At 69.2% G+C, this 13,436-nt stretch carries 15 protein-coding genes and 2 tRNA genes; 9 read left to right on the top strand and 8 right to left on the bottom strand.

Features of this window, described 5'->3' with window-relative positions; all coding sequences use genetic code 11:
* The first annotated feature begins 144 nt into the window (after positions 1 to 144).
* Together BIX52_RS09465 and BIX52_RS09460 are read left to right on the top strand one after the other, a co-directional pair.
* The gene (locus BIX52_RS09465; protein WP_075220839.1) at positions 145 to 1,647 is read left to right on the top strand and encodes a YifB family Mg chelatase-like AAA ATPase; all 1,503 of its coding nucleotides are present in this window, start codon (positions 145 to 147) and stop codon (positions 1,645 to 1,647) included.
* Between the two features lie 152 nt (positions 1,648 to 1,799).
* Positions 1,800 to 2,579 (top strand): SIR2 family NAD-dependent protein deacylase, encoded by a 780-nt coding sequence (locus BIX52_RS09460; protein WP_075220838.1) that lies wholly within the window; start codon positions 1,800 to 1,802, stop codon positions 2,577 to 2,579.
* A gap of 61 nt (positions 2,580 to 2,640) precedes the next feature.
* Here BIX52_RS09460 and BIX52_RS23455 read toward each other — a convergent pair whose 3' ends face one another.
* Positions 2,641 to 2,892 carry a hypothetical protein gene (locus BIX52_RS23455; protein ID WP_205647807.1) on the bottom strand — a complete coding sequence of 84 codons (252 nt, stop codon included), beginning with the start codon at positions 2,890 to 2,892 and terminating at the stop codon, positions 2,641 to 2,643.
* On the opposite strand from BIX52_RS23455, the gene BIX52_RS09455 reads away from it, so the two are divergent.
* From BIX52_RS09455 to BIX52_RS09435, 5 genes are all read left to right on the top strand, one after another.
* Complete coding sequence (locus BIX52_RS09455; RefSeq protein WP_193602250.1) at positions 2,797 to 3,309, top strand: cold-shock protein; 513 nt, start codon at positions 2,797 to 2,799, stop codon at positions 3,307 to 3,309. The two genes, BIX52_RS23455 and BIX52_RS09455, sit on opposite strands and share 96 nt — an antisense overlap.
* A gap of 2 nt (positions 3,310 to 3,311) precedes the next feature.
* Positions 3,312 to 3,899, top strand: coding sequence for a DUF192 domain-containing protein (locus tag BIX52_RS09450; RefSeq protein ID WP_245803164.1), 588 nt, complete (start codon positions 3,312 to 3,314; stop codon positions 3,897 to 3,899).
* Between the two features lie 90 nt (positions 3,900 to 3,989).
* Positions 3,990 to 4,066, top strand: a tRNA-Pro gene (locus BIX52_RS09445).
* Positions 4,067 to 4,103: 37 nt separating this feature from the next.
* Complete coding sequence (locus BIX52_RS09440) at positions 4,104 to 4,409, top strand: ETC complex I subunit (RefSeq protein ID WP_075220837.1); 306 nt, start codon at positions 4,104 to 4,106, stop codon at positions 4,407 to 4,409.
* A 40-nt stretch (positions 4,410 to 4,449) separates the two neighbouring features.
* A tRNA-Arg gene (locus tag BIX52_RS09435) sits at positions 4,450 to 4,526 on the top strand.
* A gap of 104 nt (positions 4,527 to 4,630) precedes the next feature.
* Here the strand turns inward: BIX52_RS09435 and BIX52_RS09430 are convergent.
* The 4 genes from BIX52_RS09430 to BIX52_RS09415 form a co-directional block, all read right to left on the bottom strand.
* Positions 4,631 to 5,836, bottom strand: a complete 1,206-nt coding sequence (locus BIX52_RS09430) for an MFS transporter (RefSeq protein ID WP_075220836.1) — start codon at positions 5,834 to 5,836, stop codon at positions 4,631 to 4,633.
* A 111-nt stretch (positions 5,837 to 5,947) separates the two neighbouring features.
* Positions 5,948 to 7,027, bottom strand: a complete 1,080-nt coding sequence (gene arsB / locus BIX52_RS09425) for an ACR3 family arsenite efflux transporter (RefSeq protein ID WP_075220835.1) — start codon at positions 7,025 to 7,027, stop codon at positions 5,948 to 5,950.
* Entirely contained in the window at positions 7,027 to 7,467 is a 441-nt protein-coding gene (gene arsC, locus BIX52_RS09420; RefSeq protein WP_075220834.1) for an arsenate reductase (glutaredoxin), read from the bottom strand. Before arsC ends, arsB begins: the two co-directional genes overlap by 1 nt.
* Before the next feature lie 53 nt (positions 7,468 to 7,520).
* Positions 7,521 to 8,345, bottom strand: a complete 825-nt coding sequence (locus BIX52_RS09415; RefSeq protein WP_170126418.1) for an arsenate reductase/protein-tyrosine-phosphatase family protein — start codon at positions 8,343 to 8,345, stop codon at positions 7,521 to 7,523.
* 385 nt (positions 8,346 to 8,730) lie between these two features.
* Between BIX52_RS09415 and BIX52_RS09410 the strand changes: the two genes are divergently transcribed.
* The gene (locus tag BIX52_RS09410; RefSeq protein ID WP_075220832.1) at positions 8,731 to 9,561 is read left to right on the top strand and encodes an alpha/beta fold hydrolase; all 831 of its coding nucleotides are present in this window, start codon (positions 8,731 to 8,733) and stop codon (positions 9,559 to 9,561) included.
* A gap of 4 nt (positions 9,562 to 9,565) precedes the next feature.
* On the opposite strand, the gene BIX52_RS09405 is transcribed toward BIX52_RS09410, so the two are convergent.
* Positions 9,566 to 10,522 (bottom strand): LysR family transcriptional regulator, encoded by a 957-nt coding sequence (locus tag BIX52_RS09405; protein ID WP_075220831.1) that lies wholly within the window; start codon positions 10,520 to 10,522, stop codon positions 9,566 to 9,568.
* Positions 10,523 to 10,568: 46 nt separating this feature from the next.
* Positions 10,569 to 11,006: a DoxX family protein gene (locus BIX52_RS09400; RefSeq protein ID WP_075220830.1), complete on the bottom strand. Its 438-nt coding sequence runs from the start codon at positions 11,004 to 11,006 to the stop codon at positions 10,569 to 10,571.
* A 216-nt stretch (positions 11,007 to 11,222) separates the two neighbouring features.
* Here BIX52_RS09400 and BIX52_RS09395 point away from each other — a divergent pair, with 216 nt between their 5' ends.
* A complete protein-coding gene (locus tag BIX52_RS09395) occupies positions 11,223 to 12,158 on the top strand; it encodes a ring-cleaving dioxygenase (protein WP_075220829.1) in 936 nt (311 codons plus the stop codon).
* A gap of 45 nt (positions 12,159 to 12,203) precedes the next feature.
* On the opposite strand, the gene BIX52_RS09390 is transcribed toward BIX52_RS09395, so the two are convergent.
* A complete protein-coding gene (locus BIX52_RS09390) occupies positions 12,204 to 13,235 on the bottom strand; it encodes a LacI family DNA-binding transcriptional regulator (protein WP_075220828.1) in 1,032 nt (343 codons plus the stop codon).
* Positions 13,236 to 13,436: the final 201 nt, after the last annotated feature.

Below are 13,436 nucleotides of genomic sequence, written 5' to 3'. Positions count from 1 at the left end.
TGTGTCAAACGTGATGTCGCATTGGCGCAAATTCAACGCCGTTTCCAGCACCAAACGGTAGCGCGTCCACCGACCACACCTTTCGATTGCAATGTCATCTGGCGCCGTGCTATTTGAAATTGCGATATCGGATAGTGACAGAACGTGCAAAGCCGGGTCACCACCATCGCTTTTCGCGGGATCGACGCGGTTCCCGTCGCCGTCGAGGTGCAGATCCTCAGCGGTTCCGTGGGGTTCATGATCGTCGGCCTCGGTGACAAAGCCGTCGCCGAAAGCCGTGAGCGTGTGCGCGCCGCGCTGGCGGCATGCGGCCTGTCGCTGCCGCCCCGGCGCATCACGGTCAACCTTGCCCCGGCCGACCTTCCGAAGGCCGGGAGCCATTATGATCTGCCGATCGCGCTGGCGTTGATGGTCGCTTTGGGCGCTTTGCCGCAGGAGGCGGTGGACGGCTGCGTCATCCTCGGCGAGCTGGGGCTCGATGGGCGCATCGTCGGCGTCGCCGGGGTGCTGCCGGCCGCCGTCGGCGCCAACGGTCTCGGCCAGGCGCTGATCTGCCCGGCGGTGGACGGGCCGGAAGCCGCATGGGCCTCGGGGGACATGGCGATCCTCGCCCCCGCCAGCCTCACCGCCTTCCTCAACCACGTCGCCGGGCGGCAGACCCTCGCCCGCCCCGCCCCCAGCACGCGCTTGTCCGACCCCTTCGCCGCCGACCTTGCGGAGGTGAAGGGCCAGGAGAGCGCCAAGCGCGCGGTGGAGATCGCCGCAGCGGGAGGCCACAATCTCCTGATGGTCGGCCCGCCCGGCTCCGGCAAGTCGATGCTGGCCGAGCGCCTCCCCTCCATCCTGCCGGAGATGGACGCCGCCACCCTCCTCGAAAGCGCGATGATCCGCTCCGTCGCCGGTGCGCTGGAGGGCGGGCGGCTCGACCTTGCCGCCCCCTACCGCGCGCCGCATCACTCGGCGTCGATGGCCGCGCTCATCGGCGGCGGTCCGCGCGGGCGGCCGGGCGAAATCTCGCTGTGCCACGGCGGCGTCCTCTTTCTGGACGAGCTGCCCGAGTTCGCCCCCACCGTGCTCGACGCGCTGCGCGAGCCGCTCGAGACCCGTCAGGCCCACATCGCGCGGGCCAATGTGCGCGTCACCTACCCGGCCCGCTTCCAGCTCATCGCGGCCATGAACCCGTGCCGCTGCGGCCGGGCCGACGATCCGGGGCACACCTGCAAGCGCGGCGCGGCCTGCCGGGACGATTATCAGGCCCGCCTCTCCGGCCCGCTGCTCGACCGGATCGACCTCACCATCCGCCTGAACGCGGTAAGCCCGGCGGACCTTCGCGCCGCCCCCGCCGAAAAGTCCGCCACCGTGGCCGCGCGGGTGCGCACCGCGCGCGAGCGGCAGGCCCACCGCCTCGCCAACGAGCCGGCCAGGCTGAACGCCGAACTCGGCGGTTCCGCCATCTCCGAAACGGTGGACGCCGACAGCGACGCCTACGCCCTCATCGAGCGCACCGCGGAGGCCGGGCGGATGACCGCACGCGGTTTTCATCGCACGTTGAAGGTGGCCCGGACGATCGCCGATCTCGCAGGCAGCGCCGCCGTGCGCCGCATCCATGTCGCTGAGGCATTGGGCTACCGCCATGCGCTCGGCTGACCCGGCCCGCGCTCATGGTTTCCAGCCCGTACTGCGGGCGGCTCGCTCACCGCCGACCATGGTGTTGCATCGTTCACCATATCGAGAGGGAAGCACCGCAGGGCCCCTGAATCGCCTTGTCAACCGCGTTCGGCTCAGGACAGGTATTGCGCATGGCTCATGCGATATTCGACCGCACCGAAAAAGCCCAACAGGCGCTGAGCGAAGCCTTCGCTTCGGCCGAACGCGCCGTGGTCTTCACCGGTGCCGGCATCTCGACCGAGTCCGGCATCCCAGACTTTCGTTCGGCCGGCGGAATCTGGTCTCGTATGGAGCCGATCCTCTTCGACGCCTTCCTCACCTCCGAAGAGGCGCGGCTGGAAGACTGGAAACGCCGCTTCGACATGGCCGAGCGCTTCGCCGCCGCCGCGCCGAATGCGGCGCACGAGGCGGTGGCGCACCTCGCCGCGGAAGGGCCGGTCTCCCTCGTGGTCACCCAGAACATCGACGGGCTCCACACCCGGTCCGGCGTTCCGCCCGAGAAGCTGGTCGAACTCCACGGCGCAGGCGACCATGCCACATGCCTGGAGTGTCACACGCGCCACGAAATCAGCTTTGCGCAAGATCAGATTGCGACAACGGGGAAGTCGCCGCGATGCACACGGTGCGGCGGACTTCTGAAAGCGGCCATCATCTCGTTTGGCCAGCCGATGCCTGAAGAGGCGTTGGAACAGGCGATGCGGGAGGCGGTGATGGCGGATCTCTTCGTGGCGGCGGGAACATCTCTGGTGGTCTACCCGGCGGCGGCCTTGCCGATGATGGCGAAAGAGGCGGGCGCACGGCTGATCATTTGTTCACAAGCACCGACGGATCAGGATCAAGCCGCCGATTTGGTGGTGCGAACACCGCTCGCGGACACGTTTGGACCACTGAAAAAGATGAAATTTGCTTAAATTCGTGTGTCATCGGGGCAACAGGCCTGCACTCAAGTGCGAAAACCTGTCGCCTCAACGGTCAATGAATGGTAACATCCGAGTCACGGATGCGCATCGTGGCGACGGCAGTAGGTAAGCGACGGGTATAGTGGTGAGCGACAACAAGCTGGTGCGATTTATCGAGCAATACTCTGTCGAGGACCGTGGTGGCGAGCCGTTTGACGGCCTCAGTGACCTGACGGAAGTCTCCGGCAGCATCAAATGGTTCGACGTCGGCAAAGGTTACGGCTTTATCGTGCCGGATGATGGAGGGTCCGACATCCTCCTTCATGTAACCTGCTTACGCCGAGACGGTTACCAAAGTGCTTACGAAGGCGCACGGGTTGTGTGTGAAGTCGTCTCGGGTTCGAAAGGCCTCCAAGCCTTCCGCATCCTGTCGATGGACGAGTCGCAGGCCGCCCACCCTTCCCAGCTCCCGCCCTCGCGCACCAACATCCAGGTGTCGCCCGAGGGTCCGGCCGAGCTGGCGCGCGTCAAGTGGTTCAACCGCTCCAAGGGCTACGGCTTCCTCACCCGCGGAGACGGCACGCCCGACATCTTCGTGCACATGGAGACGCTGCGCCGCTTCGGCGTGACGGAGCTGCGCCCCAACCAGGTGGTGAAGGTGCGCTTCGGCAACGGCCCCAAGGGGTTGATGGCGGCGGAGATCCTGCCCGAGAGCGGTCACACCGTCCCGCAGTCGCACTGACCGTGCGCCAACTGATCCGTGTCGCGGGGGCGCTGGCCCTCGCGATCGCCATCGGTGCCGGCCCGTCCGCCCGCACCGCCAGCGCCCAGAACGAGGCCCCCGCCAGTGCCGCCGCCCGCGCACAGGACGGCGCAGCGGCCGCGCCTGCGACCGCCGCCTCACCTTTCGCCGGTGCGCTGACACCGGCGGGCGAGATCGACGTCGACGCCCTCCCCTCCGGCCAGTTGGCGGTCCGAACGTCGGACGAGACCTACCTGTTCTCGGTCGAAATCGCCGACGATCCGATCGAGCGCGCCCGCGGTCTGATGTTCCGCGAAGAGATGGCCGCCGACGCCGGCATGCTCTTCATCTTCGCGCGCGAAGACGAGCGCGCCTTCTGGATGCAGAACACCATCCTCCCGCTCGACATCATCTATGCCGACGCGGACGGTGTCGTGGTCTCCATCGCCAAGGACACGACCCCCTACTCCACCGCCACCATCCCGTCCGACGGCCCCGCTCAGTTCGTACTCGAACTCAATGCCGGGGTCAGCGACGCGATCGGCCTTGCCCCCGGCGACAGGCTCATCCACCGCCGGATCCCCGAATGAGCCGCCACCTCGCGATCCGTTGAACAGATGACCGGAAGTCGCCGGCGCCACATTGCGGGGCGCGCCGATGTTCGCTAGACGAAAGCGTGTCGGGGCATAGCTCAGCCTGGTAGAGCACCGGTTTTGGGAACCGGGGGTCGTAAGTTCGAATCTTGCTGCCCCGACCATCCGTTTCAGCCGGCCACCGGCCGCCCCGAGGAGCGTATGCGCGCACGAATCTTCAAACCTGCCCGTAATGCGATGCAGTCGGGCACCCGCCGCACCAAGACCTGGCGGCTCGAGCTGCAGGGCCTCGGCGAACCCGAGATCGAGCCCTTGATGGGATGGACGTCCGGCACCGATACCCGGCGCCAGATCCGTCTCGACTTCCCGACCCGCGAGGCGGCCATCGCCTACGCCCACAAGAAAGGCCTCGACTTCTGGATCGAGGACGAAAAGCCGCGCGAAACCCGCAAGGTCGCCTATTCCGACAATTTCCGCGGCGACCGCGCAGCCCCCTGGACGCATTGACAGACCGCCGCGTGGGCCCCTCCCGCGCGGCCGCCCTCACGGCCCCGTAGCTCAGCTGGATAGAGCACCGGACTTCTAATCCGACGGTCGCAGGTTCGAATCCTGCCGGGGTCGCCATCGGGCACGGGCAAGCCGCCACCCTACCGCGTCGAACAGCGCTCGGCCCGCGCGTCGCGCGCCGGGGATGAGCCCCAGCGGCCGGACGCATTTCGCAGGCGGTGTCAGATCGACGGAGCCGGACGCGCCGCCTTGAGGTGCGCCGCCAGTACGACCATGGCGACCACCGGCACCAGCGCCGCGGCGGCGAGAACGTCGAGCATCACCGCCGGCCCCGCCGTGTCGATGATGAGCGCCCCGATGGTGGGCGCGGCAGCCCCCGCGATCAGCACCGGCTTGGCGATGCGACCCATGGTTTCGGCATAAAGCTCAGGCCCGAACAGGGCGAGCGGCAGCACCCCGCGCGCGATGGACCAGAGCCCGTTGCCCGCCCCGTAGGCGATGAGCGCCGCCGAGGCCGGCGCGCCGAGGACGAGACCGGCCACCCCCGCCAGAACCAGGGTCGTCGCCGCCCCCATGGTCCAGATCGGGTGATGCCGCCCGCGCCCCATCATCTCGCCGACCCGCGCCGCCACCTGCGCCGGGCCGATCAACGTGCCCACCGCAATCGCCGCCGCCACCTGGTAGCCCTGCGCCGACAGCAGCGTGACGAGGTGAATGGCGAGGATGGCCGACACCATCGAGAAGGTGACGCCGGTGGCGAGGATGGCGAGAAGGCGCACGTCGAGGAGGCTGGGCGGGGTCTCGGGCGCGGGCTGCGCGGCGTCCCTGTCCGGCGGGGCGACAGCGGGCGCGCGGGGCAGCAGCAGGAGGCAGATCGGCAGTGTGACGCCGACGTGAAGCGCTGCATAGAAGAGGCAGGCCCCGCGCCAGCCGAGCTCGCCGACGAGCCACGCCGACAGCGGCCAGCAGACGGTGCTGGCGAACCCGCCCCACAGGGTGAGCTGGGTGATGGCGGCCCGCGCATCGCGCCCGAACAGGCGGCCGAGGGTGGAGAACGCCGCATCATAGAGCCCGCCCGACATGCCGAGGCCGAGCACCACCCACGCGGCGAAGTAGACCGGCAGGCTCTCCGCCAGCCCGAGCAGCGCCAGTCCGGCGGCGATGAGGCCCATCCCCGCCGCGAGAACAGGGCGCCCGCCGGTGCGGCGGATCAGCCGCCCCACCCGCGGCGCCGAGAGGCCCGACACCAGAAGCCCCACCGAAACGCCCGCCGCGATGGCGCCGGGGCTCCACCCCGTGTCCGCCGCCATCGGCCCGGCGAGAACGGCCATCAGATAATAGGTGCTGCCCCAGGCGAAGATCTCGACCACGCCGAGGGCGGAGGCCGTCCCCGTCCATGGCGACAGGCGGAGCGCGGGCGGCCTCATCTGGCGTTCGTTTCGTGCGGGATCACAGGGCGGGTCTCTGGCGGGGTTCGTCGCCGCGGCGCGTGCGGGCATCTCAGCCTTTACGCCGCCGCGCCCGCCGGGTCACGCCCTTCACGCAGCGGGAAAGTGGTGCCGCGTGCGATTGGCGAAGGCGACGAGCGAGAGCATCACCGGCACCTCCACCAGAACGCCGACGACGGTGGCGAGCGCGGCGCCCGAGGACAGGCCGAACAGGCTGATGGCCACCGCGACCGCCAGCTCGAAGAAGTTCGAGGTGCCGATCAGCGCGCACGGTGCCGCGACGTTGAACGGCACCCGCCACGCCCAGGCCGCCGCGTAGGCGATGGCGAAGATGCCGTAGGACTGGATCAGCAGCGGCACCGCGATCAGCGCGATCAGTACCGGCTGGTCCAGGATCACCTGCCCCTGGAAGCCGAACAAGAGCACCACCGTCGCGAGAAGGCCGAGGACGGAGAGAGGCTTCACCCGCCCGGTGAACCGCGCGACCGCAGCGTCCGCATCCGCCCCGCCGCGCGCGAGGTGCCGCCGGGTCAGCGCCCCCGCCGCGAGCGGGATGAGGATGTAGAGCCCCACCGAAAGGATCAGCGTCTCCCACGGCACGGTGATGTCGGTAACGCCGAGGAGCACCGCCACGATGGGCGCGAAGGCGAACACCATGACGACGTCGTTCACCGACACCTGCACCAGCGTGTAGGTCGCGTCGCCGCGCGTAAGCTGCGACCAGACAAAGACCATCGCCGTGCAGGGAGCCGCGCCGAGGAGGATGAGCCCGGCGATATATTGCTGCGCATCGGCCGGCGCGATCCACGGCGCGAACAGAACGTCGAAGAAGAGGACGGCGAGGCCCGCCATGGTGAACGGCTTGATCAGCCAGTTCACCACGAGGGTCAGGACGAGGCCCTTCGGCCGATCGCCGATGTGGGAGAGGCTGGCGAAGTCGACCGCCACCATCATGGGGTAGACCATCGCCCAGATGAGAACGGCGACGACGAGGTTGACGGAGGCCACCTCGATGGCGGCGAGCCCTTCGAAAAGGCCCGGCAGCATGGTGCCGAGAAAGAGACCCGCGGCGATGGCGAGTCCCACCCAGAGGGACAACCATTTCTCGAACACGCCGATGCCGCCCGGTGCGGCCGAGGGCGCGGCGGCGACGGTCGCGGAGGACCCCATCACGCGGCCCCGCTGTTCGGAGCGGCGCGGTTGCCCGCCGCATCCACCACCGCCTCGCCGTCTTCCTTGGTGAAGGCGCCCTTCTGCGCATCCGGCAGAATGTCGAGCACCGTTTCGGACGGGCGGCAGAGGCGGGTGGCGATCGGCGTCTCGACGATCGGCCGGTTGAGAAGGATCGGGTGCTCCAGCATGAGGCCGATCAGGTCGTCGTCGGAGAACTTCGGATCGTCGAGGCCGAGATCATCGTAGGGCGTGCCCTTGCGGCGCATAATCTCGCGCACCGGAAGGCCGATCGCGGCGATGAGCGCCGTGAGGCGTTCCCGGTCCGGCGGGGTCTTCAAGTACTCGATCACGACCGGCTCGACGCCGGAATTCCTGATCATGGCGAGCACGTTGCGCGACGTGCCGCAGGCGGGGTTGTGGTAGATGGTGATGGTCATGGCGGGTCCGTCGTGGGGCCTATCGGCGTGGGGCCGTCTCAGGGTCGTGAGGGTCAGGTTGAAGGGGTGCCGATGGCGTCCAGCTCGGCCTGGAGCCGGGCGGGGCCGAGGGCGGCGATGGGCAGCGCGATCAGCCGGTCCAGCCGCGCCTTGATGGTGTCGTAGGCGGCGCCGAATGCGGCCGCGCGGTCGCCCGGCGCCGATCCCGGCGCAGCAACGCTCCAATGCGCGGTGAGGGGAAGGCCGGGCAGCCGTGGCCGCTCCCGGTTGGCCGCCTCGTCGCAAACGGTGATGAGAATGTCGATCGGAGCGGCGCCCGGCGCGGCGAAAGCGGCAACCGGCTTGGGCGCGAGGCCGGCGAGGTCATGCCCCCGCGCCGTCAGCACGGCGGCGGCATCCGCGCTGAGGCCGGGTCCGGGGCGCGTCCCTGCGGAGAAGGCACGGAAGCGGGCGCCGCCGTCGCGATTGAGGATCGCCTCGGCGAATTGCGACCGCGCGGCATTGGCCGAGCAGACGAAGAGGATGGTGTGGGCGTGGGTCACCTCCGCGCTCTGCGGGAGTCGTTGCAGCGCGCGGGCCGCGAGAGGCTCACACACATCCGGCCGCCCGTGGCAGCAGTCGTTGACGAGGAAATCGATCAACGCGCCGACGCGGTCGAGCGCGACGCCGTAGAAGACGGAACGCCCCTCGCGCCAACTGGTCAACAGGCCGGCGCGGGTCAACGCCGTCACGTAGACGGAGAGGGTGTTCGGCTTGAGATCCAGCGCGTGGGCGATCTCGCTCGGCCGCACGCCATGGGGTGCGCGGCGCGCCAACAGACGAAACACGGCGAGGCGGCCTGGATGGCCGAGCGCGGTCAAAGCGTCGATGTCGAGCATCTCTTCCATAATTCATGGATACATGAATGTTAGATCGACGCCAAGCCCTTTGGCACGTCACGGCCGGTCCGGGCCGGTGATGATACGCCCGTATAATTGTCACCAGCACCGCAGAGCGCCCACCTTGCCGTCAACGCGGCCGATCCCGGCGCGGCCGACAGCGCCGCAACGGCCAGCCACCCGGAGGCCCACAATGGCAGGCGCTATGCACACCGAGATGACAGACGAGGCGGCTCCTGCCGGCGGAGAGCGGAGTAGCCACGGCCCCCTCCTCACCCGCCGCACCACCCTTTACGGAGCCGCCACGCTCGCCGCATCGGCCGCGCTGCCCTTCGCCCCGGCCCCATCGTTCGCACAGACACCGATCAACCAAGGACCCGCCCCCATGGCCTTCATCACCACCAGCGACGGCACCGAGATCTACTACAAGGATTGGGGGCCGAAAGACGCAACGCCCCTCGTCTTCCATCACGGCTGGCCGCTGACCGCCGACGACTGGGACAACCAGATGATGACGTTCCTGATGAAGGGCTACCGCGTCATCGCCCACGACAGGCGCGGCCACGGGCGCTCGACCCAAACCGACAGCGGCAACGAGATGGACACCTATGCCGCCGACGTCGCCGCGCTCACCGACGCGCTGGACCTGAAGGGCGCGATCCACATCGGCCACTCCACCGGCGGGGGCGAGGTGGCGCACTATGTGGCGCGGGCGGCCAAGGGGCGCGTCGCCAAGGCGGTACTGATCGGCGCCGTTCCGCCCATCATGCTGAAGACGGAGGCCAATCCCGGCGGGCTGCCGCTGGAGGTGTTCGACGGCTTCCGCGCCGCCCTCGTCGCCAATCGCGCCCAGTTCTACATCGACGTGCCGTCCGGCCCCTTCTACGGCTACAACCGGCCGGGGGCGAAGGTGGACCAGGGCGTCATCACCAATTGGTGGCGGCAGGGCATGATGGGCGGCATCAAAGCGCACTATGACTGCATCAAGGCCTTCTCGGAGACCGACTTCACCGCGGACCTGAAGGCGATCGATCTGCCCGTGCTGGTCATGCACGGCGACGACGATCAGATCGTGCCCTACGCGGACTCCGCGCCGCTGTCGGCGGACCTCCTGCCGAACGGCACGCTGATCACCTATCCGGGCCTGCCGCACGGCATGTGCACCACGCACCCGGACACGGTGAACGCCGACCTTCTCGCCTTCATCGAAGGCTGACCGCTCACGCCCCGCCGGGCAGGGCCGCGTCCGCCGCGGGCACAAGCCTTCCCGCGTCTTCACCCTCGATGAAGGCGCGGCGACGGCGGATCTCGGTTGACACGACGTCCATGAAGGCGCGCACGCGGGGCGAATGGCGCAGGTCCGGATGGGTGAGAAGCCACAGGTCCGCCGCATAATCCGGCATCAGCGGGCCGAGGCGCATCAGGTCCGGCCGCGCATCGCCGACGAAGCACGGAAGATGGCCGATGCCGATCCCCGCCTCGATCGCCTCGGCGAGGCCCATCACCGAGTTGAGGCGGTAGGCGATGCGCTCCGGGGCGATCAGCCGCCGCTCCGCCTCCACCACCTTGAGGCCGGTGAAGCTGTCGCCGAGGCCGACCCAGGTGTGTGTCTCCACCGCGGCGGCGATGGCGACATCCCCTGCCCCGAAGTCGGCGCGGCGGCCGTAGAGCGCCCAGGCGATGTGGGCCGCCCGACGCCCGACCAGCGTGCCCGGCGGCGCCCCGGTGGCACGGATCGCGACATCGGCGTCCCGGCGCGAGAGGTTGAGCGCCTGGTTGCCGACCACGATGTCGAGCCGCACCTTCGGATAGGCGGCGCGGAACACGGCGAAGATCGGCGTGAAGAGATAGAGCAGAAGCGAATCGCTGGTGGTGACGCGCAGTTCGCCCTCCGGCGCCAACTCCTGCCCGGCGAGCTTGCGCGTGAAGGCGGCGATGCCGGCGTCCATCCGCCCGGCGACGGCGACCATCTCCTCGCCCGCCGGGGTGAGGGCATAGCCGGTGCGGTGCCGCTCGAACAGCGTGACGTCGAGCGCCGCCTCGATCTGGCCGAGGCGGCGGAACACGGTGGAGTGGTTGATGCCGAGCGCCGCGGCAGCGCCCGTCATGCCGCCCGCATCGGCGATTTCGTGCACGAGGCGGTAGTCGTCCCAGGACAGGTCGTCGGGTGCGGCCATGCGGGGCATCCTTATCGGGCCCGCACCGGGCCGGGTGGGCGAAGCGTCAGGCGGCGCGGTGGAGCGGCGCGTTGCTGCCGAGGTGCGGCAGGGCGCTGCGGCGGAGCGCGAAGGCCCCGTCACCCACCAGCGCCAGCACCGCGGCCGCAGCGGCGAGGAAGGCCGGATATTCCCAGCCGCCACCCGTCGCGTTGAACACCCAGCCGTTCGGGGCATGCACGACGATGGCGCCGAGGAGCACCGGCAGCGTCACCACCGCGACGATGCGGGCGTGGAAGCCGACGAGGATGGCGATACCGCCGAGAAGCTCGGCCAGGATGATCGGCCAGGCGAACAGCGCAGGAAGGCCGAGCGAGGTCAGGTAACCCTCGAAGCCCGGCACGGTGAAGACCGCGAGCTTCAGATAGGCGTGGGAAATGAACATGGCGCCTAGGGCGACGCGCAGAAGGAAGGCACCGTAGGGCGCGGTACGGGAATCGATCATGGCAGGTCTCACGATGTTGAGGGGCCGACCGTCGGCCCGGTGACGCACAGATCGTTCGCCGTTGATGCAATACAATTGCCGGTTTTGCAAGGTTAAATTTGCACCAGCGCAAGGACGAAGGGGCGGCGCCGGGGCGCTCTCGTGTCTATCTCTCGTTTCAGCGAGGCGCCCCCGCCTCACCTTGAACGAGGCGCCCCCGCCTCACAGGAGGACACCATGACGGGCTATGCACTGCACCACGTCACCGCGATTTCGGGCCCAGCCCAGCGCAACCTCGACTTCTACACGGGGACGCTCGGCCTTCGGATGGTCAAGAAGACGGTGAACTTCGACGATCCCGGCACCTTCCACTTCTACTTCGGCAACAAGAATGCCGAGCCTGGGTCCATCCTCACCTTCTTCCCGTGGGAGAACGCCGCCGCGGGTCGCCTCGGCGTCGGCGAGACGCAGGAGACGGTTCTGCGCGTGCCCGAAGCGTCGATCGGCTTCTGGACTCACCGCCTGCTCGCCAAGGGCGTGACCCACGAGGCGCCGGCAAAGCGCTTCGGCGAAACGGTGATCGCCTTTCGCGACCCGGACGGAATGCGTCTGGCGCTCGCCGGCATCCCCGGCATCGAGGCCGAGGAGGGCTGGGAGACCGCCGAGGTTCCGGCCGAGCATGCGGTGCGCGGTCTCCACGGCGTCACCCTGCTGCTGGAGGACGCGGCGGCGACGGCGGCCATCCTCACCGACGTGTTCGGGTTCGAGCAAGGCGCCACGGAGGGGCCGACGACGCGTTACCAGGTCGCGGGTGCGCGCCTCGGAAGCGTTGTGGATCTGCGGGCGGTGGGCGGTTTCCCGCGCGGCCGGCAGGGCGCCGGATCGGTGCACCACATCGCCTTCCGCGCGCCGGACGACGCGGCCGAGTTCGCCCTGCGCGAGCAGCTCCTCAGCCAGCACGGCATCCGCACCACGGACCAGCGGGACCGGGACTATTTCCGCTCGCTCTACTTCCGCGAGCCGGGCGGTGTGCTGTTCGAGATCGCGACGGACATTCCGGGCTTCACCGTGGACGAGCCGTTCGAGTCGCTCGGCCAGTCGTTGAAGCTGCCGCGCCAGTACGAGGCGCAGCGCCGCGAGATCGAGGCGGTGCTGCCGAAGCTGGACGCCTGACGACCTCGGCACAGAGGCGACGGGCCGGGGCGCACCCCCGGCCCGTTACTGTTTCGGGCGCGGCGACGTCGTGGGCGGCGCCGCGGTGGAGGCGCGGACGACGAGGCGGGTCGGCACAGGTTCGGCGCGCGGGCCCAGCGGGCGCCCCCCCTCCAGCGCCGCCAACAGCCGTTCGGCGCCGATGCGGCCGATCTCGGCCCGCGGCTGATGGACCGTGGTGAGCGCCGGAAGGAAGCGGCCTGCGAAGTCCACATCGTCGAAGCCGACGACGCTGACGTCCGCCGGAACGGCCAGCCCCATGGCCGCGCACTCGGCGATGAAACCGAAGGCGCACTCGTCAGACGCGCAGAAGACCGCGGTGGGGCGCGGTGTCATCGCCGCCCAACGGCGCGCCGCCGTTTCGCCCGACTCCATCGTGAAATCGCCGGGAAGGAGCGTCAACTCCAGCCCGCGCGCCGTAGCCCCCGCTTGCGCCCCGGCGCGGCGGTGGATGGCCAGCACGTTGTCCGGCGGCCCCTCGACGTGAACGATCCGCCGGTGTCCCAGCTGGGCCAAATGGTCGACCGCGAGCCGGGCCGCGGCCGCATTGTCGATGGTGATGGCCGGCGCATCATAATCTTCGTTCCACTCGCAGAGCTGGACCAGAGGCAACCGCCAGCCGTTGACGATCTCGGGATCCAGCGCACCGTCGAGCAGGACGATGGCGTCCGTCCGCCCGTCGTGCCCCAGCGTGGCGAGGCGGCTCGATTCCAGCCGGCTGTCGGAAATCTGCACCGCCAGCCCCGCCTCCCCGGCCACCTTCTGGATCGCGGCGAAGATCGTCCCGAAGAAGGTGTTCGACAGGTTCGGCGCCAGAATCAGGAGCGAGCGGGCGCGGCGCTGCCTCAGGTCGCGCGCAGCCGAATTGATGCGGTAACCCGTGACCTCCACCGCGTCCATCACGCGGGCGCGCGTCGCCTCCCCCACCAAGCCGGGGTTGGACAGGGCACGGCTCACCGTCGCCGTCGACACCCCTGCCGTTGCGGCGACATCGGCGATTTTCGGCCGCCGTCTCGATCGGTCTTCCGGTCGTGTCATCAGCTTCCTGCGCTGTTTCCTGAGCCTTGGCCCCTGCCGCTTAACCGAAATTGCTGTGAGCTGTCTTGCAATCGCATGGCAGCTCTGATGTAATCGATTGCAGCCGCGATGGCGAGTGTCGGATCCGCCCCTTCACCAGGCGGGTCCGCACCCTGCGACAGTCGACCCGCCGTCAGAGCGGGCGGCGTGCGGACGGGAGGA

This window comes from Acuticoccus yangtzensis, from assembly GCF_001927245.1.
Taxonomy (GTDB): Bacteria; Pseudomonadota; Alphaproteobacteria; order Rhizobiales; family Amorphaceae; genus Acuticoccus; species Acuticoccus yangtzensis.
The sequence above is the reverse complement of the archived record's forward strand: the minus strand, read 5'-3'. Positions and strand labels throughout refer to the sequence as shown.